At 64.6% G+C, this 22,016-nt stretch carries 23 protein-coding genes; 18 read left to right on the forward strand and 5 right to left on the reverse strand.

From position 1 onward, the window contains the following. Window positions 1-126 precede the first annotated feature (126 nt). The 3 genes from DAES_RS03700 (at window position 127) to purN (ending at window position 3,229) form a co-directional block, all read left to right on the forward strand. Complete coding sequence (locus DAES_RS03700; protein WP_013513693.1) at window positions 127-765, forward strand: Abi family protein; 639 nt, start codon at window positions 127-129, stop codon at window positions 763-765. A gap of 24 nt (window positions 766-789) precedes the next feature. After that, entirely contained in the window at window positions 790-2,310 is a 1,521-nt protein-coding gene (gene cobA / locus DAES_RS03705; RefSeq protein ID WP_013513694.1) for a uroporphyrinogen-III C-methyltransferase, read from the forward strand. Between the two features lie 214 nt (window positions 2,311-2,524). After that, the gene (gene purN / locus DAES_RS03710) at window positions 2,525-3,229 is read left to right on the forward strand and encodes a phosphoribosylglycinamide formyltransferase (protein WP_013513695.1); all 705 of its coding nucleotides are present in this window, start codon (window positions 2,525-2,527) and stop codon (window positions 3,227-3,229) included. A gap of 134 nt (window positions 3,230-3,363) precedes the next feature. Here purN and cbiD read toward each other — a convergent pair whose 3' ends face one another. The 4 genes from cbiD to DAES_RS03730 are packed head-to-tail and all read right to left on the reverse strand — an operon-like array spanning window position 3,364 to window position 7,326. Beyond that, complete coding sequence (gene cbiD, locus DAES_RS03715) at window positions 3,364-4,440, reverse strand: cobalt-precorrin-5B (C(1))-methyltransferase CbiD (protein WP_013513696.1); 1,077 nt, start codon at window positions 4,438-4,440, stop codon at window positions 3,364-3,366. After that, window positions 4,437-5,948: an SDR family oxidoreductase gene (locus DAES_RS03720; RefSeq protein WP_013513697.1), complete on the reverse strand. Its 1,512-nt coding sequence runs from the start codon at window positions 5,946-5,948 to the stop codon at window positions 4,437-4,439. Before DAES_RS03720 ends, cbiD begins: the two co-directional genes overlap by 4 nt. Before the next feature lie 49 nt (window positions 5,949-5,997). Further along, complete coding sequence (locus DAES_RS03725; RefSeq protein ID WP_013513698.1) at window positions 5,998-6,315, reverse strand: hypothetical protein; 318 nt, start codon at window positions 6,313-6,315, stop codon at window positions 5,998-6,000. An 18-nt stretch (window positions 6,316-6,333) separates the two neighbouring features. Then, window positions 6,334-7,326 (reverse strand): NAD(P)H-dependent glycerol-3-phosphate dehydrogenase, encoded by a 993-nt coding sequence (locus tag DAES_RS03730; RefSeq protein WP_013513699.1) that lies wholly within the window; start codon window positions 7,324-7,326, stop codon window positions 6,334-6,336. 172 nt (window positions 7,327-7,498) lie between these two features. On the opposite strand from DAES_RS03730, the gene ahbB reads away from it, so the two are divergent. The 6 genes from ahbB to DAES_RS03760 all read left to right on the forward strand — a co-directional run bounded on the left by ahbB (window position 7,499) and on the right by DAES_RS03760 (window position 13,121). Continuing rightward, a complete protein-coding gene (gene ahbB, locus DAES_RS03735) occupies window positions 7,499-7,975 on the forward strand; it encodes a siroheme decarboxylase subunit beta (RefSeq protein WP_013513700.1) in 477 nt (158 codons plus the stop codon). Between the two features lie 9 nt (window positions 7,976-7,984). Next, a complete protein-coding gene (gene hemL, locus DAES_RS03740; protein ID WP_013513701.1) occupies window positions 7,985-9,244 on the forward strand; it encodes a glutamate-1-semialdehyde 2,1-aminomutase in 1,260 nt (419 codons plus the stop codon). Window positions 9,245-9,330: 86 nt separating this feature from the next. Further along, entirely contained in the window at window positions 9,331-10,365 is a 1,035-nt protein-coding gene (locus DAES_RS03745) for a cobalt-precorrin 5A hydrolase (protein ID WP_013513702.1), read from the forward strand. After that, entirely contained in the window at window positions 10,359-11,117 is a 759-nt protein-coding gene (cobJ, locus tag DAES_RS03750) for a precorrin-3B C(17)-methyltransferase (protein ID WP_013513703.1), read from the forward strand. The genes DAES_RS03745 and cobJ overlap by 7 nt, the downstream gene beginning before the upstream one ends. Window positions 11,118-11,271: 154 nt before the next feature. Further along, window positions 11,272-11,676: a cytochrome c3 family protein gene (locus tag DAES_RS03755; protein WP_013513704.1), complete on the forward strand. Its 405-nt coding sequence runs from the start codon at window positions 11,272-11,274 to the stop codon at window positions 11,674-11,676. Window positions 11,677-11,750: 74 nt separating this feature from the next. Continuing rightward, window positions 11,751-13,121: a hypothetical protein gene (locus DAES_RS03760; protein WP_013513705.1), complete on the forward strand. Its 1,371-nt coding sequence runs from the start codon at window positions 11,751-11,753 to the stop codon at window positions 13,119-13,121. Window positions 13,122-13,191: 70 nt separating this feature from the next. On the opposite strand, the gene DAES_RS03765 is transcribed toward DAES_RS03760, so the two are convergent. Then, window positions 13,192-13,761, reverse strand: a complete 570-nt coding sequence (locus DAES_RS03765; protein ID WP_013513706.1) for a hypothetical protein — start codon at window positions 13,759-13,761, stop codon at window positions 13,192-13,194. A gap of 217 nt (window positions 13,762-13,978) precedes the next feature. On the opposite strand from DAES_RS03765, the gene DAES_RS03770 reads away from it, so the two are divergent. The 9 genes from DAES_RS03770 (at window position 13,979) to DAES_RS03810 (ending at window position 21,965) form a co-directional block, all read left to right on the forward strand. After that, entirely contained in the window at window positions 13,979-15,127 is a 1,149-nt protein-coding gene (locus DAES_RS03770) for a pyridoxal phosphate-dependent aminotransferase (protein ID WP_236608455.1), read from the forward strand. After that, the gene (locus DAES_RS03775) at window positions 15,124-15,459 is read left to right on the forward strand and encodes a TraR/DksA family transcriptional regulator (protein ID WP_013513708.1); all 336 of its coding nucleotides are present in this window, start codon (window positions 15,124-15,126) and stop codon (window positions 15,457-15,459) included. Before DAES_RS03770 ends, DAES_RS03775 begins: the two co-directional genes overlap by 4 nt. Window positions 15,460-15,845: 386 nt before the next feature. Further along, the gene (gene ffh, locus DAES_RS03780; protein ID WP_013513709.1) at window positions 15,846-17,351 is read left to right on the forward strand and encodes a signal recognition particle protein; all 1,506 of its coding nucleotides are present in this window, start codon (window positions 15,846-15,848) and stop codon (window positions 17,349-17,351) included. Window positions 17,352-17,443: 92 nt separating this feature from the next. Beyond that, a complete protein-coding gene (gene rpsP / locus DAES_RS03785; RefSeq protein WP_013513710.1) occupies window positions 17,444-17,683 on the forward strand; it encodes a 30S ribosomal protein S16 in 240 nt (79 codons plus the stop codon). 84 nt (window positions 17,684-17,767) lie between these two features. Beyond that, the gene (locus DAES_RS03790; RefSeq protein ID WP_013513711.1) at window positions 17,768-18,001 is read left to right on the forward strand and encodes a KH domain-containing protein; all 234 of its coding nucleotides are present in this window, start codon (window positions 17,768-17,770) and stop codon (window positions 17,999-18,001) included. 183 nt (window positions 18,002-18,184) lie between these two features. Next, a complete protein-coding gene (gene rimM / locus DAES_RS03795) occupies window positions 18,185-18,784 on the forward strand; it encodes a ribosome maturation factor RimM (protein WP_013513712.1) in 600 nt (199 codons plus the stop codon). Then, on the forward strand, window positions 18,781-20,076 hold the full coding sequence (gene trmD / locus DAES_RS03800; RefSeq protein WP_013513713.1) for a tRNA (guanosine(37)-N1)-methyltransferase TrmD: 1,296 nt from the start codon (window positions 18,781-18,783) through the stop codon (window positions 20,074-20,076). The genes rimM and trmD overlap by 4 nt, the downstream gene beginning before the upstream one ends. A gap of 31 nt (window positions 20,077-20,107) precedes the next feature. Next, a complete protein-coding gene (rplS, locus tag DAES_RS03805) occupies window positions 20,108-20,458 on the forward strand; it encodes a 50S ribosomal protein L19 (RefSeq protein WP_013513714.1) in 351 nt (116 codons plus the stop codon). An 883-nt stretch (window positions 20,459-21,341) separates the two neighbouring features. Next, on the forward strand, window positions 21,342-21,965 hold the full coding sequence (locus DAES_RS03810) for a ribonuclease HII (RefSeq protein WP_013513715.1): 624 nt from the start codon (window positions 21,342-21,344) through the stop codon (window positions 21,963-21,965). Window positions 21,966-22,016: the final 51 nt, after the last annotated feature.

The following is a 22,016-nucleotide window of genomic DNA, read 5'->3' on the forward strand; positions in this document are numbered from 1 at the left end:
GAGGGGTTTCTCTCAAGGACAGCAATCAATACATACACACGATTCGCATGAAAGGCAAGCCTACAAGAAATGTCTGATCAGTCACAGATACAAAGACGTCTTGAAGAACTGGTCAGGAGTTTGTCTGTGGAACGTCTTCAGCCATACAAGTTGCCCAGAAATGTCAACCCGGACGAGGGCGATTACGACTGGCTTCTTCGTTACGTATGGAATATCAAGTTGTGCGAATCGTTGTATCCTGGACTTCAGAATCTTGAAATCGCGTTGAGAAATGCAATTCACAACACCCTCTCCAAGGCATACGAAACAGAGTTTTGGTTTTTGAAAGAAGGTTTGTTGAAGGTCGGCGAGTCCGAGCAGATACGCCGTGCTGAGCGGCTTATCCCAACAGGAAAGCGGAAAATAGCCGGGAAATACGTCGCGGAATTGGGGTTTGGCTTTTGGGTTTCCCTTCTCCACAAACGATACCATGATTCATTGGTGCCGAAAATCATGAAAACGGCCTTTCCCGGCAAGGCCCACCCCATGAAGAGATCATTGGTTGCAGGAGAACTCGACACGATTCGCAAGTTACGCAATAGAGTGTTTCATCACGAACCCATTTGGAACAATCCACGACTTGCGGTTTTGCACAACCAGATTTTGCAGTATGTCGCTTGGCTCAACTATGAGTTATTTATCGTAACCAGGGGAGTGGACGGGTTTGAAACCATCCACCAGTCCGGGACCACTCCGTATAAAGAAATAATCGCGGAAATTGGTTAGCCGCGCATGTCAGGAGAGAATACCATGGCAAACGTTTTCCTCGTCGGAGCCGGTCCGGGCGATCCGGGCATGCTCACACTGCGGGCCAAGGAGATCATCGAGACCTGCGATGTGATGATCTACGATTATCTGGCCAACGCGGATTTTCTGAAGTGGTGCAAGTCCGACTGCGAGATCCTCTACGTGGGCAAGAAGGGCGGGGATCACACCCTGCCCCAGGACCAGATCAACGCGCTGATCGTGGACAAGGCGCGCAGCGGCAAGACCATCTGCCGGCTCAAGGGCGGCGATCCGTATGTGTTCGGGCGCGGCGGCGAGGAGGCCGAGGAGCTGGTGGAGGCGGGCATCGACTTCGAGGTGGTGCCGGGCATCACTGCGGGCGTGGCCGCCCCGGCCTATGCGGGCATTCCGGTGACCCACCGCGACCATACCACCAGCGTCTGCTTCATCACCGGCCACGAGGACCCCACCAAGGGCGAATCCGGCAACAACTGGGCCGTGTACGGCCAGTCCAATTCCACCCTGGTCTTCTACATGGGCGTGGGCAACCTGCCCATGATCGCCGAAAATCTCATGAAGCATGGCCGGGCTGCCGACACCCCGGTGGCCCTGGTGCGCTGGGGCACGCGCTGCAATCAGCAGTCCTTTGTCTCCACCCTGGAGAACGTGGCCGCCGACGCGGCAGAGCGCAAGTTCAAGGCCCCGTCCATCATCATCGTGGGCGGTGTCTGCTCCCTGCACGACAAGCTTGCGTGGTTCGAGAAGAAACCCCTGCTCGGCCAGGGCGTGGTGGTCACCCGAGCCCGCGAGCAGGCCAGCGGGCTGGTGGACATCCTGCGCGGCCACGGGGCGTGCGTGCACGAGTTTCCGACCATTGCCGTGGAGCCGCTCGACGACTACGCCGAGGTGGAGACGGCCATTCTGCAACTGGCCCGCTACCAGTGGGTGGTGTTCACCTCGGTCAACGGCGTCAAATTCTTCTGGGAGCAGCTCGGAGCCATCGGCCTGGATTCGCGCATCTTTGGCGGCATGCAGATCGCGGCCATCGGCCCGGCCACGGCGGATGAGCTCAAGGCGCGCGGCATCATCCCGGATTTCGTGCCCGACAAGTACGTGGCCGAGCATGTGGTCGAGGGGCTGCTTGCGCTGGGCATCCAGGGCCAGGACGTGCTCATCCCGCGCGCGAAAGTCGCCCGCGAGGTCTTGCCGGAAGAGCTGAAAAAGGCGGGTTGCAACGTCACGGTCCTGCCCGTGTACGAGACCAGACTGGTCCAGCAGTCCGGTGACGAGATCGTGGCCGCGCTCGACAACGGCGACATCCGATACGTCACCTTCACCTCGTCGAGCACGGTGGAGAACTTCTTCGAGCTGATCCCGGCAGACACCCTGCGCCGGTATCCGGACGTGCGGCTCGCCTCCATCGGGCCGGTCACGACCGCCACCCTGTCCCGCTTCGGCTTCACCCCGGCCATCGAGCCGGAGGACTACACCATCCCCGGCCTGGTGGCCGCGCTGGTGGCCGCAGTGACGGCGGACAAGGGCTGATCGCCTCGCATTTGAACGATGCTAAGGGGGCCGGTCCATTGCCGGTCCCCTTTTTTTGCGCCCAAAGCCATGTCCGCACCCGGCGGTTGGTGAAAACAATCCTTGAAAAACGCGGCGGATTGGGCCAACTATGCGGGCGGGGCGCGGACGCGCCTCTTTTGCAGCCACATCCGACCATGCGGCCCATTCCGCCAAGCGTTTTACAGGAGTGCCGATGTCCTTGCCCATAGCCGTCCTCGTCTCGGGGAGCGGGTCCAACCTGCAATCCATCATCGACCGCATCGCCGAGGGAGTGCTCGACGCCGAGATCCGGCTCGTGGTCTCCAACCGGGCCGGGGCCTTTGGGCTGGAGCGGGCCAGGAAGCACAACATCCCCACCAAGGTGCTGCTGCATACCGACTACCCCACGCGCGAGGCGTTCGACGCGGCCCTGGTGGATTCCATCCACAAGGCGGGTGTGGACAAGGGCGGGCTGGTGGTCATGGCCGGGTTCATGCGCATCGTCACCCCGGTCTTTCTCTCCGCTTTCCCGCACCGGGTGGTCAACATCCATCCCGCCCTGTTGCCCGCCTTCCCAGGCGTGCACGGGCAGGCCGACGCCGCGGATTACGGGGTCAAAATATCGGGCTGCACCGTGCATTTCGTGGACGAGGAGATGGACCACGGCCCGGTCATCATCCAGGCCGCCGTGCCCTGTCAGGCAGGCGAGGACGGCAATGTGCTCGGCCCGCGCATCCTCAAGCTCGAACACCGCGTCTACCCCCAGGCCATCCAGTGGATCGCCGAGGACCGGCTGACCATCCGCGACCGTCATGTGGACCTCAAGGTCTCGGGCCGCCCCAAGGCCGAGCAACCCAGGGCCGACATCGACACCCCCACCTATGCCCTGGTCTGGCCGCCCCTCGAAGCGGGCTTCTAACCGGGCAGGCCGGGCTACGCTCCAGCCAGTTGCGTTGCCGCAACACGGATCAGGCCTCGTGTGGAAATCCACGCGAGGCCTGATCCTTTGCGTCTTGCCGTGGATGTCAGGGCTGGACACGGTCAGCCGCCCGCTCAGATCAGCCGCTGTCCGTCAAAATCGAAGACCGCGTAGCTCACTGCGCAGCGACCGCCGGAAAAGGCGCGGGCCGCGCTGGCAGCTCTGGCCGTGAGCAGGGCGAGCAGGGCAGGCAGGGCCGGATCGGCCCGCAGCAGGTCGAGCACCTGCCGGGCGGTGTTGGCCTCGCGGATGGCGGGCAGGAGGCCGGGCGCGCACCCTGCCTTGACGCACAGTTCGGCCAGCCGGGCGAAATCCACGGGGTGGCTTTTGGCGTGGGTGTAGGCCAGCCCCTGGGCCTGTTTGACCAGCTTGCCGAAGAAGAGCGACCACGTCACACGGATAAAACCGCGCTGCGCTGCCCCGTCCATAGAAAATTCAAAAAAATCAGCAGCCTGGATCATGGCGGTCTCCGGCGTGTGGGGAAAGGCGTCCAGGTAGAGCCGCTCGGTGCGGCGGCCCGTGGTGAAGACGGCGTGCTCCAGGCCCAGGGCGCGGGCCACGTCGAGCCCCTCGGCCACCGTGGCCTTCCACGAGTCGTGGGAGTAGGGCTTGACAATGCCCTGGGTGCCGAGGATGGAGATGCCGCCCACGATGCCGAGCCTGGGATTCATGGTCTTGGCCGCCAGCCGTTCGCCGTCCGGCACCTCGACCACCACCCGGACGCGGCCCGCGAAATCCGGTCCGGCAGCGTGGCGCACCCCGGCCTCGATCTGGCGTCGCGGCTCCGGGTTGATGGCGGGCTGGCCAACGGCCACGGGCAGGCCCGGCAGGGTGGCGACACCCACTCCGATGCCGCCTTCGACCAAGACGACCATAATGTCTGTGTCGTTTTGATTAATTTCGACCACTGCCTGAATGTCGCAGCCATGGGTTGCGTCTGGATCGTCGCCGCCGTCCTTGACGACCGTGACGCGCACCGCGTCGCCTTCATGCTCATAGCGGGCCACCGGCACTTCGAGGTGGCCGCCGGGCGGGAGCGGGACCATGAACGTTGCCGGGCGCGCGCCGGTGAGCAGGAAGACCGTCCCGGCCATGGCCGCTGCCGTGGCGCAGGTGCCGGTGGTGCGGCCCGTGCGCAGGGGGGTGGTCATCCGCGTTTCCTGACGCGTTCGGGTTTGGAGTAGAGGTGCGTGCCCGCCTGGGCCGAGATATTCTTGATCATGTTGCCAAAAAGCAGGACGTGGAATGGATGCATGGCGAACCAGTAGAGGATGCCCAGCAGTCCCCTGGGCAGGAAGCGGGCGGTCATGACGATGTCCACGGCGTTTTCCCACTGGCTGTCGAGCCGGAATTCGAGCAGGGCCTCGCCCGGCAGCCGCATCTCGGCCAGCAGGAGCAGCCTGCGGCCCGGATCGCTGGCCAGCACCCGCCAGAAGTCGAGCGCGTCGCCCACGCGCACCGGGTCGCTGCCGCGCGGTCGGCCCCTGGCCATGCCCGGTCCGGCCAGGAGCCGGTCGATGAAGCCGCGCAGCCGCCACAGCGGGTCGCCGTAGTACCATCCCTGCTCGCCGCCGATGCGTTCGATGAGCGCCCAGACCTTGGCCGGGTCGCCCTGGAGCCGCGCCTTGTAGCCCAGCTCGTAGCTGGTGCCGCCCGCATAGGTGGGGTCGTCTCCCGAGGCCCACTCGGGCATGCACGCGCTGCCCACGTCGAACAGGCAGGTCTCCACCTTCTGGTGCTCGGTCTTGTCCAGGGCGCGGCGGATGGCCTCGCGGCAGGAGAGCAGCTCCTGGGGCACCAGTTCGCGGATGGTCTGGTCGCGGCAGACCACCTCGTTGCGCAGCCCCTCGATAAGGGATCGGGCCAGGGACATGGGCACCGGAGTGATCAGGCTGACCCAGAAGGACGAAAGTCGGGGCGAGAGAAAGGGCGTGGCCAGGATGCGCCGCCTGGGGATGCCCGCCACCTCTGCGTAGAGGGCGAAAAGTTCGGCGTAGGAGAGCACGTCCGGGCCGCCGATGTCCAGGGTCAGCCCGGCGGTGGCCTCGTTCTCCAGGCATCCGGCCAGATAGCCCAGCACATTGCGGATGGCGATGGGCTGGGTGCGGGTGGTGACCCAGGTGGGCGCGAGCATGATTGGCAGCCGGTCGGCCAGATAGCGCACCAGCTCAAAGGACGACGAGCCCGAGCCGATGATCTGGGCGGCGCGCAGGATGGTCACCCGCGACGGGGCCAGGGAGAGGATGCGGCCCACCTCGGCCCGCGAGCGCAGATGCTTGGACAGCGGGTGGTCGTCGTGGTCCTCGCCCAGGCCGCCGAGGTAGATGATGCGCTCAAGCCCGGTGGCCGAGGCCGCGGCCACCATGTTGTAGGCCGCGTCTCGCTCCTGGGCCGAGAAGTCTCGCCCGGGCTGGTTCATGGAGTGGACGAGGTAGAAGGCGGCGCGGCAGCCGTCGGCGGCCAGGCGCAGGCTCTCTGCATCGTGCATGTCGGCGCGGACGATCTCGAGGTTCGGATTGTCCGCCCACTGGCGCGAGCGGATCTTGTTCACGCTGCGCCCGGCGGCGCGGACCGTGAAGCCGCGCTCAAGCAGCAGGGGCACGAGCCTGCCGCCCACATAGCCGGTGGAGCCGAGTACGAGAACAGGGCGGGTGTCCATCAACTGCCTCCGGGATGCTTTTCAGTGGGCCGTCTGGCCGGGCATGCCACTATTTTTTTGGGGTGCCGGTGCTGAAGCGGAATTCGCCATCGCGGATGACCCAGCCCCGATCATTCATGCACTGGCTGTAGACCTTGTACTGCTTGTCCTTGCTCAGGGGGTATTGTTCCCCGGCGATCACGTCGCAGGCGCGCGAATCCGTGTCGAACCGGCTCTTGGCCTCGGCTGAGTCCTTGATATCGGGATTCTCCCACTGCTTGGAGCAGCCCGTCAGGAGCGAGGCGGCCAGCAGGGCACTGAGCAGGGCGGCTCCGAGCGCAGCGGTCAGACACAGGGAGCGCATGGGGTGGCGCATGGGGTGATGCATGGGGAATCCTTTCGGCGGTTATTCGTCCTTGAGTTCGCGGCTCATGAGGTCCTTGACCGCACGGGCCGGGTCCTTGTCTTCATAGAGGATGGCGTGGACCTCTGCGGTGATGGGCAGATCCACGCCGAGCTTGTGGGCCAGTTGGTGCAGGGCCTTGGTTGTCTTGACGCCCTCGGCCACGGCCTTCATCTGGCCGATGATGGCGTCAAGGCGCAACCCCTGGCCGAGCTTGAGGCCCACCTGCCGGTTGCGCGAGAGGTCGCCGGTGCAGGTGAGCACCAGGTCGCCCATGCCCGAGAGGCCCATGAAGGTGCGTTCCTGGCCGCCCATGGCCTGCCCCAGGCGGCTCATCTCTGCCAGCCCGCGGGTGATGAGCGCGGCCCTGGCGTCGTGGCCAAAGCCCAGGCCGTCGGAGATGCCCGCGGCAATGGCGATGACGTTCTTGACCGCGCCGCCCAGCTCCACGCCGCGATAGTCGGGGGTGAAATAGACGCGGAAGGCCGGGGTGGAAAAGGCGGCCTGCAACTCGCGGCCCAGTTCGTGGTCCTCGCAGCCAAGGGACACGGTGGTGGGCATGCCCGCGCTCACCTCGGCGGCAAAGGACGGGCCGGAGAGCGAGGCGTAGCGGGGGTGTTTGCCGTCGAGCGCCTGGGCCACCACGCGGCTCATGGGGGCCAGGGTCTCAAGCTCGATGCCCTTGGAGGCGCAGACCATGACCGGGTTGTCGGGCAGGAGGTCGCGAAAGCCGACCAGGGCCGGGCGGATGAACTGGCTGGGGATGACCAGCAGGAAATAGTCGGCCCCGGCAAAAGCGGTCTTTGGGTCGGACTCCACGGTCAGGGCGTTGCTCAGCCTGACTCCGGGGAGGAAAGTGGTGTTTTCTCCATCCTTGAGGATGGCGGCGACGACCTCTGGCTCGCGCGCCCACAGGGTGGTCCGCACCCCGTTTCGGGCCAGCATGTCGGCCAGGGTGGTGCCCCAGGCTCCTGCGCCGAGTACGGCAATTTTCATGGAAATCTCCTTTGATGCGTCAGCAAGCGACAAGCATACGTGCGCCCGCCGTTCGTGGCAAGCCCCTGGTGGGACTCGGCAGGCGAATGGTGGTGTGCCGCAAGCGTCGGATTGCCCGTCCGCTGTTTGCCACGGTTGCATCCTGTGGCGCGGGCGGGTATAGACCACTGCCATGGCAATACACTTTACCGAGACCCAAGCGCGGATTCTGGCCCTGGCTGGCGCCGACCTGCCGGACACTGAGCAGCCGTTCCTGACCATCGCCGAAAAGGCGGGCGTGGACGAGCAGACCGTCATCGACCTGTTGACCGACCTCAAGGGGCGCAGGATCATCCGCCGTTTCGGGGCCACCCTGCGGCACCAGAAGGCGGGCTACAGCCACAACGCCATGGTCGCCTGGCGCGTGCCCGTGGAGCGCACCGAGGCCGTGGGCGAGATATTCGCCGCCCGGCCCGAGATCAGCCACTGCTACATCCGCCGCACCTACCCGGAGTGGACCTACAACGTCTACACCATGATCCACGGCGAGCGGCCCGGCCAGACCGACGAGGTGGTGGCCGAGTTGGCGGCGATCACCGGCATCGACGACCACTGCACGCTCAAGTCCCTCAAGGAACTCAAGAAGACCTCGATGGTCTATTTCAAATAGGAGCCGCTCATGGATTCCAAAGCCCTGTACGCCAAGGCCCTGACCCTCATGCCCGGCGGGGTCAACTCGCCGCTGCGCGCCTGCCGCTACGTCAACGCCGAGCCGGTCTTCATCGACCGCGCCAAGGGCGCGCGCATGTGGGACGTGGAAGGGCGCGAATACATCGACTATGTGCTGAGCTGGGGGCCGATGATCCTGGGCCACCAGGACCCTGCCGTGACCGAGGCCGCCCACCGGGCCGTGGACAAGGGGTCCAGCTACGGCGCGCCCTGCCTGGGCGAGATAACCCTGGCCGAGGAGATTTCCAGGCTCGTCCCGTCCATGGAGATGATGCGCATGGTCTCGTCCGGCACCGAGGCCACCATGTCCGCCCTGCGGCTGGCGCGGGGTTTTACTGGCCGCAGCAAGTTCGTCAAGTTCATCGGCAACTACCACGGCCACGCCGACTCCTTCCTGGCCGCGGCGGGCAGCGCGGCGGCCACGGTGCCCGGCACGCCCGGCGTACCCGAGGAGATCGTCCGGCACACCCTGCTGGCCCACTACAACGACCTCGACGCCGTGCGCGCCCATTTCGCGGCCAGCGGTTCCGAGATCGCCTGCGTCATCGTCGAGCCTGCGGCGGGCAACATGGGGCTGGTCCTGCCTGCGGACGGCTTTCTCGAGGGGCTGCGCGACCTGTGCACCGAGCATGGCGCGCTGCTCATCTTCGACGAGGTCATCACCGGCTTCCGTCTCGCTCCGGGCGGGGCGCAGGAGCGGTTCGGCATCAAGCCCGACCTGACCACGCTGGGCAAGATCATCGGCGGCGGGTTCCCGGTGGGCTGCTACGGCGGCAGCCGCACGATCATGGAGCATATGGCCCCGGTGGGCGGCGTGTTCCAGGCTGGAACCCTGTCCGGCAACCCCGTGGCCATGGCCGCGGGGCTGGCCACTCTCAAGCGGCTTGGGGAGTGCGACTATCCCGCGCTCGAAGCCCGCACCCTGGCCTTTGCCCGCGAGCTGGCCGCCATCATGGAGTCCAAGGGGCAGGCCGTGACCCTCAACGCCATTGCCTCGGCCTTTACCATGTATTTTTCCCAGGGGCCGGTGACCAACATGATCGAGTCCGGCAAGTGCGACTCCAAGGCCTACGCCACCTTCTGGCAGCAGATGCTGGCCCAGGGGATTTACCTCGCGCCCGCCGGGTTCGAGTGCGCCTTCACCTCGTTCGCCCACACGGACGAGGACTTTGCCACGACCCTTGACGCGGCCCGCAAGGTCCGGTTCTAGCCGGGCTTGCCGGAAGCTGGCGGCGCGGTCGTTCCATTGTCTGTCCAGCCTGCCGCCAGCCGGGCAGGGACCAGGGAGCACGGGCCATGCCTGAATCGCTGCACATCGCCGTCTACGCCCTGACCGGGCAGGGATACCCCCTGGCCGCGCGCATCGCCCGCGAGACGGGTGGCACCCTCTTTGCCACGGCCCGGCTCGCCCAAGGCCGCGATGTCCCCTTCGAGTCGCTGCCCCATCTGGTGGGTGCGCAGTTCCACAGCTTTGGCGGCCACGTGTTCGTGGCCGCGGCGGGCATCGCGGTGCGCTGCATCGCGCCGCACCTGCAGGGCAAGGACACGGACCCTGCCGTGGTCTGCCTGGACCAGGACGGGCGGTTCGCTGTCAGCCTGCTCTCGGGCCACCTGGGCGGGGCCAACGAGCTGGCCTCCCGCTGCGCGGCCATCACCGGGGGGCAGGCGGTCATCACCACGGCCACGGACTGCGCCGGGCTGCCCTCGCTCGACCTGCTGGCCCGCGAGCGCAACATGGCCATCGGCAACCTCAAGCGGGTCAAGACGGTCAACGCGGCCCTGCTGCGCGGCGAGGCCGTGCAGTTGTACGATCCCGGCGGGTATCTGCGGACAGAAGATCCGAAACATTTCCTCCTGGTGGACGATCCCGCCGCATGGCGACACAATGCGCCCGGCGTCTGGATATCCTGGCGCAGGGACTGCCCGGACCAGGAGGCGCTGCGCCTCTATCCGCGCGTGCTCATGCTCGGCCTGGGCTGTCGCCGGGGCGTGAGCGGGCAGGATATTTCGGCCCATGTGCGCGACTCGTTCCGGGCTGCGGGCCTGTCGTTCCTGAGCATCGGCGGCCTGGGCAGCATCGTGGCCAAGCGCCACGAGGCGGGATTGCTCGAGGCGGCAGAGGGGCTGGGCGTGGTGCCGAAATTCTATGACGCCGACCGGCTGGGCGCGGTGGACGTACCCAACCCGTCGCCTGCGGTCGAGCAACGCATGGGCGTCTCGTCGGTGGCCGAGGCCGCAGCCATGCTGCTGGCCGGGGGCGGCCCGCTGGTGATGGAGAAGACCAAGACGGAAAACGTCACGCTGGCCGTGGCAAGGAGCGAATCATGCTGACAGCCGTGAGCCTCGGACCGGGCGACGAGAGCCTGCTGACCCCGGCGGCCCGCCAGGCCATTGCCCAGGCCGATGTGGTGGCCGGGTACAAGGGATACATCGAGCTGGTGCCGCCTGGGCTGCTCGCGGGCAAGGAGGTCGTGTCCACGGGCATGATGGGCGAGGTGGAGCGGGCCAGGATGGCGGTGGCCTCGGCCCGGTCAGGCCGCCGCACGGTCATGGTCTGCAGCGGCGACGCGGGCATCTACGCCATGGCCGGGCTGCTGCTGGAAATCCTTGAGGTCGAGGGGCTGCTGGACGCGGTGGCGTTCTCGGTGGTGCCGGGCGTGCCCGCCTTTGCCGCCGCCGCCGCATTGCTCGGCGCGCCGCTGATGCATGATTTCGCCTCTGTCAGCCTGAGCGACCTGCTCACCCCGTGGGAGGTCATCGAGAAGCGGCTTAAGCTGGCTGCCGAGGCGGATTTCGTCATCGCCATCTACAACCCGCGCTCAAAAAAGCGGGATGATCACCTGACGCGCGCCCTGGCCGTCATCGGCGGCAGCCGTGCTCCCGGAACCCCGGTGGGCGTGGTGGGCCGGGCCAACAGGCCGGGGCAGAGCGTGCTGGTGACCACCCTCGGCGCGGTGGACACCGGTCTGGTGGACATGCAGACCGTGCTCCTGGTGGGCAACTCCGCCACCCGCATCGCGGGAGGCCGGATGCTGACTCCGCGCGGCTATCATCGCAAGTACGAAATGGGCAATAACGCCTGAAGTGTCAAAACTCCCTTGCCTATCAGGGGCTTTTTCAGGTAAACCCAAGCGTCTACGATGGCATCCCCCGCTTGACAGGGGGGGGATACTTATTTATCCCGCACAGTAGAGAGTGTGACGGTTTCTTATTCATGCAACAGGAGGAAGTAGGTACATGAAAAAATCTCTGATGATCTGCCTTATGGTTGGCGCTCTGGTCTGTATTTTCGCGCTGCCCGCAGTGATTGCCGGCGCCGCGGTTCCCGACAGCGTCACCATGAAGGCCCCTGAAGGCTCCCCGATGACCAAGCCCGCCGTGGTCTTCCCGCACAAGAAGCACGCTGACGGCGGCATCGACTGCCTGGTCTGCCACCACAAGTCCGAGTCCAAGGAAGCCGTCACCGGCTGCGCCGTTGAAGGCTGTCACGTCGACAACAGCAAGGAAGCCAAGAAGGATCCCAAGGGTTTCTACCAGGCTTTCCATGGCAAGGACTCCGATGCATCCTGCATGTCCTGCCACAAGAAGGAAAAGAAGGCCGGCAAGGCCGCTCCCGTAGCCTGCAAGGACTGCCACAAGTAGTCTGACAGTCGAACTCAAGGGGAGCTGTCCGCGACAGCTCCCCTTTTTGCAAACATTCTCTTCCGGAGGTATCCATGACCCCGGCTCCCCCGCCTCCCCCGACCGACGACAGCGTCGATGTCAACGACGTGCTGAACGCCGGAAAGCCCGAGAACGAAGGTCTTGACCCGGATTCCCTCGACGCGGACTTCGAGCAGGAACTGGAAGATCTTTTTTCCGACGACCTTGAGGAGGAAGGGGCCGCTGCGGACGAAGGCGACGACGAGCCCATCGTGCTCGACGAATATGTCACCGTGGAGAATGACGGCAACACCGAGGTTCAGGACGACGAAAGCATGGACGATCTGGCTGGTGATGACGAGGCGCTGCTCCTGCTCGACGATCTGACCGACGAGGACGACCCCATGCTCCTCGACGACGTGGCCGAACCCTTTTCCGAAGGCCCGGCAAAAGACGCCGGGGACGACGACATGGCCGCGCTGCTCGACGATATAGCCGAGGATAACGCGCCCGAACCGGAATCTGACGCCGATGAGGTCATAGAACTGGACGACCTACTGGACGAGGGCGATGACTTGGCCGATCTCGACGCCCTGCTGGCCGAAGTCGACGAGGCTCAGGGCCTGGACGGCGATGCGCTGGCCGACGCCGATGTGCTTGAATCCGACGCGGACGACGACGAAGACGACGTGCTGCTGCTCGACGACACCCTGTCCGATACCCTGCTTGAAGAGGCCATGACCGACGACACCCTGTCCGACGACATGCTGGCCGAAGATTTTTCTGCCGTGGCGGATGGAGACATTTCCGCTCCCCAAGACCTGATGGAAGCGGCCCTGGCCGAGGACGCGCACACCGATCTGTCCGTGGAGGAGAGCGTGGCCGAGGACGAGCTGGACCTGCTCATGGACGAGCCCGAGGGCGCGGACCATGGCGGGGTTTCCGATCTGACCGGGCTGGACAGCCTGGAGGACGACATTGAGGACATGGACAGCCTGCTCGACAACGTCGAGGTGGATGTCTCTGGCGTGGTGTCCGGTTCCGCCGACGAAACCGGGGGCGGCGGAGTCGATTTTGACGATCTGCCCGATGCCGACATCTCCGATCTGGACGATTCCGACCTGGACATTATGGGAAGCGACATGGGCGACGTGATCACTGCCGAGGCCATGCCGCCAGACGCCGGGGTGGACGTGTCCGACGACGTGGACGTGGACCAGCTGCTGGCCGACGTCCGCACCGAATCGGCATCCGCGCCCGCAGCCGTGCCCGGTTCTGCTCCCGCATCCGTGGCCGAGCTCCAGGACAAGGTCGCCCGGCTCGAAGCCCGCGTGGCCGAGCTGGAAACCCGCATCAGGGAAGAGATCGCCCATCTCCTGCCCGCCGAGGCCGCCCGGATCATCCGCGAGGAGATCGCGGCCCTTGCCCGCGAGATGGACGACTAGGCGACAGACTCTTTTCGCAAGAAAAAGGCCCGCCATTGAGCGGGCTTTTTCGTCTCTTGTGGGGTGGCCCCTACAACTCGTCGGGGATGCCCAGGGCGGTGCGCAGTTGGTCCACGTTGTTGAGGATCAGGGCCTGCTCCGAGGCAGGCACCTCGCTGTCGATTTCGTCCTTGAGGGCCTGGACCTGGGCGCTCATGGAGCCGCCCAGCGCCTCGCTCATGGTGTCCATGGCCTGCTCCATGGCCTGTCTCTCGGCTTCGGGCAGGGCCGCCATCTGCGCCCGCATCTGCTCCATGGCCTGGTTCATCTGGTCCAGGCTCAGGACGGTCACGGCGTGGCTGTAGATGTAGAAGAAACGCTCTTCGGTCCAGCCCATATCCCTGATGGTGTCCAACACCTCCTCAGGCAGGATGGCGTTGCCCCCGGCTTCCGTGTTTTCCGCGCCAAGGGCGGTCAGTTCCGGAATGGTGGGCAGGTCGGCCAGGAACTTTTCGAACTCGTCGGCGGTGAAGGGGCCGCCCGCAGCCTCGACCACGAGGCGGGCCTCTTCGGACAATGTGCCAGCCTGGGCCTGTCCGGCAGCCAGCAGGAGGAGGAGGCTCAGGGCAATGCCCGGACACAGGGCGGGACAGCGTTGCATGGGGACACTCCTTGCGCCCGCAGGCGCGATATGCGGCACTGTATATGGGTTTGGCGGGGTGGCGTCAACTGCCGTGAAAGATTGCGGCTGCCCGGACCTGTCCAGAGAGACTCCAACGGCCACAAAGGTTTTACTCCGCAATGAAGTCATGTATGTTCCGGGTTCCTGAGCAGACCGAATGAAAGCAAACGCGGGATGAAACACGATGTCATTGAGAGTGAGCAGGCGACGGCCCCTGGTGGCCCAGTCCGAGATACGGAACATGTCCATCGAGTGCGCCAAGGTCGGCGGCATCAACCTGGCCCAGGGCGTGTGCGACCTGCCCGTGCCCGAATCTGTCATCCGCGGGGCCGAGGAGGCCATGCGGCGCGGCAGCAACATCTACACCCGCTTTGACGGGCGCGTGGAGCTGCGCCGCGCCATCGCGGCCAGACAGCTGCGGGACACCGGCCTGGACGCGGACCCCGAAGGGCAGGTGGTGGTTTCTGCCGGGGCCACGGGCGCATTCTACTCCGCCTGCCTCGCCCTGCTCGACGAAGGGGACGAGGTGATGGTTTTCGAGCCGTACTACGGCTATCACATCGTCACCCTGGCCTCGCTGGGCATCAAGCCGGTCTTCGTCACCCTGGCCCCGCCAAACTGGGAGTTTGCCGCCGCCGACCTGGAGCGCGCGGTCACCCCCCGGACGCGGGCCATCATCCTGAACACGCCCTCCAACCCGGCGGGCAAGGTGTTCAGCCGCGAGGAGCTGTCCCTGGTGGCCGATTTCGCCCAGGCCCATGACCTGTTCGTGTTCACCGACGAGATATACGAGAACTTCGTCTTCGACGGGCTTGCGCACATCGCCCCGGCCACCTTGCCCGGCATGGCCCGGCGGACCATCACCATCTCCGGTCTGTCCAAGGTCTTTGCCATCACCGGCTGGCGCATCGGTTACGCCATCTGCGACCCGGAGTGGGCGCTGGCCATCGGCCACTTCAGCGATCTGGTCTATGTCTGCGCTCCGGCCCCGCTGCAACTGGGCGCGGCGCGCGGCCTTGAGGAGCTGGGGCCGGACTACTACCAGGGCGTGGCCAAGGATCACCAGCGCAAGCGCGATCTCTTTTGCGCCACCCTGCGCGACATCGGGCTGACGCCTCATGTGCCTGCCGGGGCCTACTATACTCTGGCCGACATTTCGACCCTGCCCGGCGACACGGCCAAGGCGCGCGCCATGCACCTGCTTGAGCGCACCGGCGTGGCCTGCGTGCCCGGCTCGGCCTTCTACCAGGGGGACACGGGCGAGACCCTGGCCCGGTTCTGTTTTGCCAAGGAAATGAAGATACTTGAAGACGCCATGCGCAGGCTGAGGACATTACCGTCATGACAGACAAGGAAAGACAGGATTTCAAGCGGTTCGCCAGCGAGGAGGTCGAGGCCCTCAAGGCCGAGATTCCCCGGCTCGAAGCCCTGCTCGTGCCCGTGGCCCCGGACAACGCCATTGGCCGCATCTCGCGCATGGACAACATCGTCAACCAGTCCGTGTCCGAGGCCCAGCTCTCCAAGACCAGGGTGCGCCTCGCCCGCCTGGGCGAGGCCTTGCGCCGCGTGGACGACGACGAGGACTTCGGCCTGTGCATCGACTGCAGCAAGCCCATCCCCATGGCCCGGCTCAAGGCCATGCCCGAAACCCAATACTGCGTGGACTGCGCCGAGTAGTCTGTAGGAATTTGGGTTAGCAGTCGCGCTTGAAGACAGGAGGGGAGTTCAAGGCTTTTGTATACAGGGTTTGTTGTTTGTTCAAACTCACAGGATTCAATCGTGTCGCCTCTGATAGGGAAAAAACACCGACCACCATTTCTTTCCAACCATTTGCAAAACTCATCATATAGGTCAGAAGGATCATAAGGATCGTACCAATCTTCGCCGTACATTTTTGATGCCCACCCATCGAATCGGGCTTCTCTGGCTCACCTCACGCCCATCCGCCATCGGCGGGCAAAGCTTGACTATATCCCCATTCTGGCTTAACAAACCACCTCTTTGCCCGCGCTGGACGGGGTTTTTGTGCTTGGATAACGAGGGAAACTCGGGAGATAGAACACTTGTTCGAGAGCCTGCAAGAGAGACTTGGCAACGCCTTTCAGAAATTCAAGGGCCAGAAACGACTTGATGAGGACAACATCAGGGAGGGACTGCGCGAGGTGCGTCTTGCGCTCCTTGAGGCGGATGTCAACTTCAAGGTGGTCAAGGGCTTCGTCGATCAGGTGAAGGAGCGCGCCCTGGGCGAGGAGGTCATGAAGGGCCTTGATCCCGGCGCGCAGATTATCAAGATCGTCAATGACGAGTTGGTCGAGCTTCTGGGTGGCGAGCAGCAGGGGCTGGACCTTGTGGCCAAGCCGCTCAAGGTGATGATGGTCGGTCTCCAGGGATCGGGCAAGACCACCTCGTCGGGCAAGATCGCGCTCTTTTTGCGCAAGAACCATGGCCGCAAGCCGTACCTCGTGCCTGCGGACGTGTACCGCCCGGCGGCCATCGACCAGTTGAACACCCTGGCCCGCCAGCTCGACGTGCCCGTGTATCCGTCCACCACCGGCATGAACCCGGTGGACATCTGCCGCGACGCCATGGCCAAGGCCGGGGAGCTGGGCTGCGACCTGATCCTTTTCGACACTGCGGGCCGGCTGCATATCGACGAGACGCTCATGGACGAGCTTGAGAACATCAAGCAGGCGTGCTCGCCCCAGGAAATTTTGTTCGTGGCCGACGCCATGACCGGGCAGGACGCGGTCACCGTGGCCGAGGCCTTCAACAACAAGCTCGGCATCACCGGCGTGGTGCTGACCAAGATGGATGGCGACGCCCGCGGCGGCGCGGCCCTGTCCATCAAGTCCGTGACCGGCAGGCCGGTCAAGTTCGTGGGCATGGGCGAGAAGCTCTCCGAGCTTGAGCTCTTCCATCCCGACCGCATCGCCTCGCGCATCCTGGGCATGGGCGACATGATGACGCTCATCGAGAAGGCCCAGTCCGAGATCAACGAGGACGAGGCCAAGGCCATGGCCGAGAAGATGGCCAAGGCGGAGTTCGACTTCGAGGACTTCCTCGGCCACATGCGCAAGATCAAGAAGCTCGGAAGCATGGAAGGGCTGCTCAAGATGATCCCCGGCATGGGCAACATCATGAAGCAGCTCGGCAAGGACACCCTGCCCGAGGACGAGATGCGGCGCACCGAGGCCATCATCTCCTCCATGACCCGGCAGGAGCGCCACCAGCCCGCGCTCATCAACCAGAGCCGCAAGGAGCGCATCGCCAAAGGCTCCGGGGTCAAGGTCATGGATGTCAACGTGCTCATCAAGAATTTCAAGCAGATGAGCAAGGTCATGCAGGCCATGATGGGCGGCGGCAAGAAAAAGGGCAAGTTCGGCCTGCCCAAGCTGCCCGACATGAGCGCCCTGGGCGGCATGCCCGGCATGGACGCGCTGGGCATGGGCGGTATGCCCGGCATGGGCGGGGAAGACGAATCCGCCAAGCGCACCGTGTCCAAGAAGACGCTCAAGGAACGCAAGAAAAAGAAGCTGAACAAGCAGAACCGGAAGAAGAAAAAGAAATAGGGAAAAAAAGACGGCGTCGTCTTTCCACGGATAATCACCTTGCCAAGCAATAGGCAAAAACGTATTAAAACACTATTGGGGGTATAATTACCATGGCTATGAAAATCAGACTGACCCGTATGGGTGCCAAGAAGCGTCCCTTCTACCGCGTGGTGGCTCTCGACAGCGCCGTGCGCCGCGACGGACGTCCCGTTGAATACCTCGGATACTACAATCCGATGGTCGAGCCCGCCGAGGTCAGCCTCGACATGGAAAAGATCGAGAAGTGGCTCAAGCAAGGCGCCGAGCCGAGCAACACCGTTCGTTCCCTGCTCAAGAATGCCGGCAAGTAGCACCGTGCTTCTCTCGTCCGGCTTTCCGTTTGGCAGCTCAAGTTCAGGGCGCGGGACAACGCGCCCACCCCGGAGGATGACGTCATGCTGAAAGAGATGATCGAGTACATTGCCAAATCGCTGGTGGACAACCCGGATGAAGTGCGCGTGTCGGAAGTGGAAGGCGAGCAGACCTCGGTGATCGAGCTGAAGGTGGCCAAGGAAGACCTCGGCAAGGTGATCGGCAAGCAGGGCCGCACAGCCCGCGCCATGCGCACCCTGCTGGGGGCTGCCTCCACCAAGGCCAAGAAACGCTCGGTCCTGGAAATTCTCGAATAGAGCCCGGTGCCCCGCACGGGGCGCTGCGATCATGGTTCCCCGCTGGCCGATGCGGTCGCGGGGCGCAGGAAAAGCTCAAGGCCAAGGCGCAGAGGCGCGGGGCTTGAGCTTTTCGCGACATGGCCCGGTCGCGTCGCCACGCGCAAGGCGCGCCGGGACGCTCAACCAGCGGAAAAAGTATTCATGGGACAGACCGGACTCATTCTCGTGGGCGGGGTGGTCAGGCCGCACGGAATTCGCGGGGAGATCTGCATCAAGAGCCATGCGGACTCCCCGTCGCTTTTCGGCCTCGTGGCCGCCCTCTACCTGCAGGACAAGGGCAAGCCGCCGATCCCTCATGCCGTGCGCTCCTGGCGCGAGCACAAGGGGATGGTGCTGCTTACCCTCGACGGCGTGGACGACCGCGACAAGGCCGAAGCCCTGCGCGGGCGCGAAGTCCTGGTGCGCGAGGCTGACCTGCCCGAACTGGACGAGGGCGAGCACTACCTCTACCAGCTCATGGGCTGCCGCGTGACCCTTGCGGACGGGACCGACGTGGGCGTGCTCGAACACTTCTTCGAGACCGGCGAACAGGACACCTGGGTCATCATCAACGAGGCCGGGACAGAGATCATGCTGCCCGCCGTGCCGGAATTCGTCCTTGACGTGGACCTCGACGCCGGGGTCATCGTCATCGACCCGCCCGCCGGGCTGCTCGACCTCTACCTCAATCCCGAGCCGCCCAGGGCAAAGCCCGCTCGCCCGGAGCGCGCCAAGAGTGGCAAAAGGGCCAAGGGTTCATGAACTTCCACATCGTCTCCATCTTTCCGCACTATTTCGAGACGCCGCTCTCGTCCGGGCTCATGGGCAAGGGTGTGGAGGGCGGTCTGGTCACCTTCAACCACATCGACGTGCGCCACTTTGCCGGGGGCATCCACAAATCCGTGGACGACCGTCCCTTTGGCGGCGGACCCGGCATGCTCCTCAAGCTCGACCCCATGGTCAAGGCCCTGGCCTCCATCCCGTCGCCAGGGCGCATCCTGATGCTCTCGCCGCGCGGCAAGCCCCTGACCCAGGCCCGCGTGCGCCAGCTGGCCAGCGAGGACGACATCACCCTCATCTGTGGCCGCTACGAGGGCATCGACGAGCGGTTGCTTGAGCTTTTTCCCATCGAACTGGTCAGTGTGGGCGATTTCGTGCTCAACGGCGGCGAGGCGGGCGCTGTCTGCCTCATCGAGGCCGTGGCCCGGCTGCTGCCCGGCTTCATGGGCCACGCCGATTCCGGTGACGAGGAGAGCTTTTCCTCAGGCCTGCTGGAATACCCGCACTATACCCGGCCCGACGAATTCGAGGGACTGGCCGTGCCCGAGGTGCTGCGCACCGGCGACCATGCCAGGATCGAGCAATGGCGGCGCGAGCGGTCGCTGGAAGCCACCCTGGGCGACCGGCCCGACCTGCTGCCCGAGGCCCGGCTGAGCGTGGAGGACGTGGATCACCTGCGCTCCCTGCCGCGCACCCGGCTGGGGCGCAATCTCTATCTCGCCCTGGTCCACTACCCGGTGCTCAACAAGTTCGGCGAAAAAGTGGCCGTGTCCGTGACCAACCTTGACCTGCACGACATGTCGCGTGTGGCCCGCAGTTATGGCCTGGGCGGGTTCTATGCCACCACGCCCATAGAGGATCAGAAGGCGCTGGCCGGGCAGCTCCTCACCCACTGGCGCGAGGGCGCGGGCAGCGTCGCCAACCCGGACCGGGCCGAGGCCTTCTCCAAGGTCAAGGTTTTTGACGATATCGAGGCGGCGGTCCTTGACATCGAGGTGCAAACAGGGCAATGTCCCCGCCTCGCAGCCACGTCAGCGCGGCTGGATCGCAGGCCCGGCGCAGAGCCTGCGCTCACATACCGGAACCTGCGGGAATGGCTTGAGAAATCGCCGGTTTTACTCGTCTTCGGGACAGGCCACGGGCTGGCCGAAGAGGTGCTGGGCAAGGCCGAGGGCGTGCTCAGACCGATCAGGTATCTGGACGATTACAACCATCTGTCAGTGAGGAGCGCAGTCGCCATCATTGTCGACCGGCTCGTGGCAGATGAATACTAGAATAGATTTTCCGTTCACAAGGAGAATGACCATGGACATCATCAAGCAGATCGAATCCGAGCACATCCGTCTCGACATCCCGGACTTCAAGGCCGGTGACACCATCAAGGTCCACTACCGGATCGTTGAGGGCGAAAAAGAGCGCATCCAGGTCTTCCAGGGTGCGGTTCTGCGTCGTCGCCGGGGTACCACCAACGCCACCTTCACCGTGCGCAAGATATCCGATGGCGTGGGCGTGGAGCGCGTGTTCCCCACCAACTCCCCGTTTATCGACAACGTCGAGATCGTCTCCGAAGGCAAAGTCCGCCGCAGCCGCATCTACTACCTGCGCAACCTGCGCGGTAAGGCCGCCCGCATCAAGTCCAAGCAGATCTGGGAATAACTCCGGCCCGCCGGAACACCCCCGCTGCATCAGTGACACCCCAGCCCGGAGCGCCAACGCGCTCCGGGCTTTCACGGTTTGCGCCTACAACAACGCCTTGAGCGGCAAAGGGGTGAAGAAAGGTCAGAGCCGTCGCTGGTGCTCCTCCCTGTTTTTTGATTGCCCTCCCCTGCTTGAGCCGCTTCGCGTCTCTCTGCCCTTCGGGCAGGCGCACTTCGTGCGACGCTGGATTCCCTTCGGTCACCGGCGGGGTTACTTTCTTTTGCTGGCCCAAAAAAAAGTAACCAAAGAAAAGGGCCTTGCTATCTTGGCCGCCTGCACTCCACGGCCAAGAAGTTGATCCAATCGGGGCTGCTCCCGAATCAAGTCGCCGAAGCGGTTCCGTGATTCGAAGAGCCGCAGCCCTCGCTTGGTCAGCTTCTAAGCCTTAGGAGGCTTAAGGGCTGGGGCGCTCGAAAGAGGGTAAAACGGCGTTCGTGGCTGGGTGGGACTTGGTGCAATCGTGCGCCGTTGATTCTTCTCATTCAAGCTGGTCACAACATCACGGGTTTCACTTACGTCAGCCCTGCAATGGGCGGGAGCGTCGCAGCGCCAGTTGCGTCGGGCCGCGTCACGGGCGAAACCCGGCGGAGGCGGAGTCTTCGACGCCGACAACTGTTTCGCCAGCGGCCCGATGCTACTGGCGCGCGGTGCGGGAGACCCGATCACAGATTCTTAAAAAGCGGTTTTTGCTTACTTTTGGCCGCTTTGGCCCAAAAGTAAGTCGCGACGGAGGAGCGAAATCCTCCCAGACTCTTCATCCGCCGCAGGCGGCTTCCGCTTCCCTCTTCCTCTTCTCTTTTTCCACCAAATCGGGCAGACATACCCCAAGGAATCCCTGCATATGAACCACCCCCCATTCCCTCCAGACGCCATCGCCGGTGTGGACGAAGCAGGCCGCGGCTGCCTCGCCGGCCCGGTCGTGGCCGGGGCATGCATCCTGCCCCAAACCTACGACCTCCCTGGCCTCAACGACTCCAAACAACTCTCCGCCGCCAAACGCGAAACCCTGTACCCCCTCATCCGCAGCCAGGCCGTGGCCTGGGCCGTGGGCCTCTCCTGGCCGGGCGAGATCGACCGGGTCAACATCCTCCAGGCCACCTTCCTGGCCATGGGACGGGCCGTGCGCGCCCTGAAATTGTCACCGCGGTTCCTGCGCATCGACGGCAACAAGATCATCCCGGCCCATGCCCTCGGGCTAGGCGTGAGCCAGGAGTGGGTCATTGGCGGCGACGGCTCTGTCCCGGCCATCTCGGCGGCCTCGGTGCTGGCCAAGACCTTTCGTGACCGGCTGATGGTCAAGCTGGCGGCCCGGTATCCGGGGTATGGACTGGAGCGGCACATGGGCTATGGCACCAAAGAGCATATGGAGGCGGTCGCCCGGCTCGGCCCATGCGCCATGCATCGGCTCACGTTCCGGGGCGTCAGGCCCGAGCCTGCGGTGCAGCGGCAGGGCCGTTTGATCTGAGCCCAAGGCTGTTGCAAGGCGTGGAGCCCCCCGGCTTGCGCTGGCGTCCCG

The sequence above is a fragment of the Pseudodesulfovibrio aespoeensis Aspo-2 genome (genome assembly GCF_000176915.2).
GTDB lineage: Bacteria > Desulfobacterota > Desulfovibrionia > Desulfovibrionales > Desulfovibrionaceae > Pseudodesulfovibrio > Pseudodesulfovibrio aespoeensis.

Coding starts and splice junctions, on each gene's coding strand:
- cobA (WP_013513694.1), top strand. CDS start 790: ATGGCAAACGTTTTCCTCGTCGGAGCCGGTCCGGGCGATCCGGGCATG.
- purN (WP_013513695.1), top strand. CDS start 2,525: ATGTCCTTGCCCATAGCCGTCCTCGTCTCGGGGAGCGGGTCCAACCTG.
- cbiD (WP_013513696.1), bottom strand. CDS start 4,440: ATGACCACCCCCCTGCGCACGGGCCGCACCACCGGCACCTGCGCCACG.
- DAES_RS03720 (WP_013513697.1), bottom strand. CDS start 5,948: ATGGACACCCGCCCTGTTCTCGTACTCGGCTCCACCGGCTATGTGGGC.
- DAES_RS03725 (WP_013513698.1), bottom strand. CDS start 6,315: ATGCATCACCCCATGCGCCACCCCATGCGCTCCCTGTGTCTGACCGCT.
- DAES_RS03730 (WP_013513699.1), bottom strand. CDS start 7,326: ATGAAAATTGCCGTACTCGGCGCAGGAGCCTGGGGCACCACCCTGGCC.
- ahbB (WP_013513700.1), top strand. CDS start 7,499: ATGGCAATACACTTTACCGAGACCCAAGCGCGGATTCTGGCCCTGGCT.
- hemL (WP_013513701.1), top strand. CDS start 7,985: ATGGATTCCAAAGCCCTGTACGCCAAGGCCCTGACCCTCATGCCCGGC.
- DAES_RS03745 (WP_013513702.1), top strand. CDS start 9,331: ATGCCTGAATCGCTGCACATCGCCGTCTACGCCCTGACCGGGCAGGGA.
- cobJ (WP_013513703.1), top strand. CDS start 10,359: ATGCTGACAGCCGTGAGCCTCGGACCGGGCGACGAGAGCCTGCTGACC.
- DAES_RS03755 (WP_013513704.1), top strand. CDS start 11,272: ATGAAAAAATCTCTGATGATCTGCCTTATGGTTGGCGCTCTGGTCTGT.
- DAES_RS03760 (WP_013513705.1), top strand. CDS start 11,751: ATGACCCCGGCTCCCCCGCCTCCCCCGACCGACGACAGCGTCGATGTC.
- DAES_RS03765 (WP_013513706.1), bottom strand. CDS start 13,761: ATGCAACGCTGTCCCGCCCTGTGTCCGGGCATTGCCCTGAGCCTCCTC.
- DAES_RS03775 (WP_013513708.1), top strand. CDS start 15,124: ATGACAGACAAGGAAAGACAGGATTTCAAGCGGTTCGCCAGCGAGGAG.
- rpsP (WP_013513710.1), top strand. CDS start 17,444: ATGGCTATGAAAATCAGACTGACCCGTATGGGTGCCAAGAAGCGTCCC.
- DAES_RS03790 (WP_013513711.1), top strand. CDS start 17,768: ATGCTGAAAGAGATGATCGAGTACATTGCCAAATCGCTGGTGGACAAC.
- rimM (WP_013513712.1), top strand. CDS start 18,185: ATGGGACAGACCGGACTCATTCTCGTGGGCGGGGTGGTCAGGCCGCAC.
- trmD (WP_013513713.1), top strand. CDS start 18,781: ATGAACTTCCACATCGTCTCCATCTTTCCGCACTATTTCGAGACGCCG.
- rplS (WP_013513714.1), top strand. CDS start 20,108: ATGGACATCATCAAGCAGATCGAATCCGAGCACATCCGTCTCGACATC.
- DAES_RS03810 (WP_013513715.1), top strand. CDS start 21,342: ATGAACCACCCCCCATTCCCTCCAGACGCCATCGCCGGTGTGGACGAA.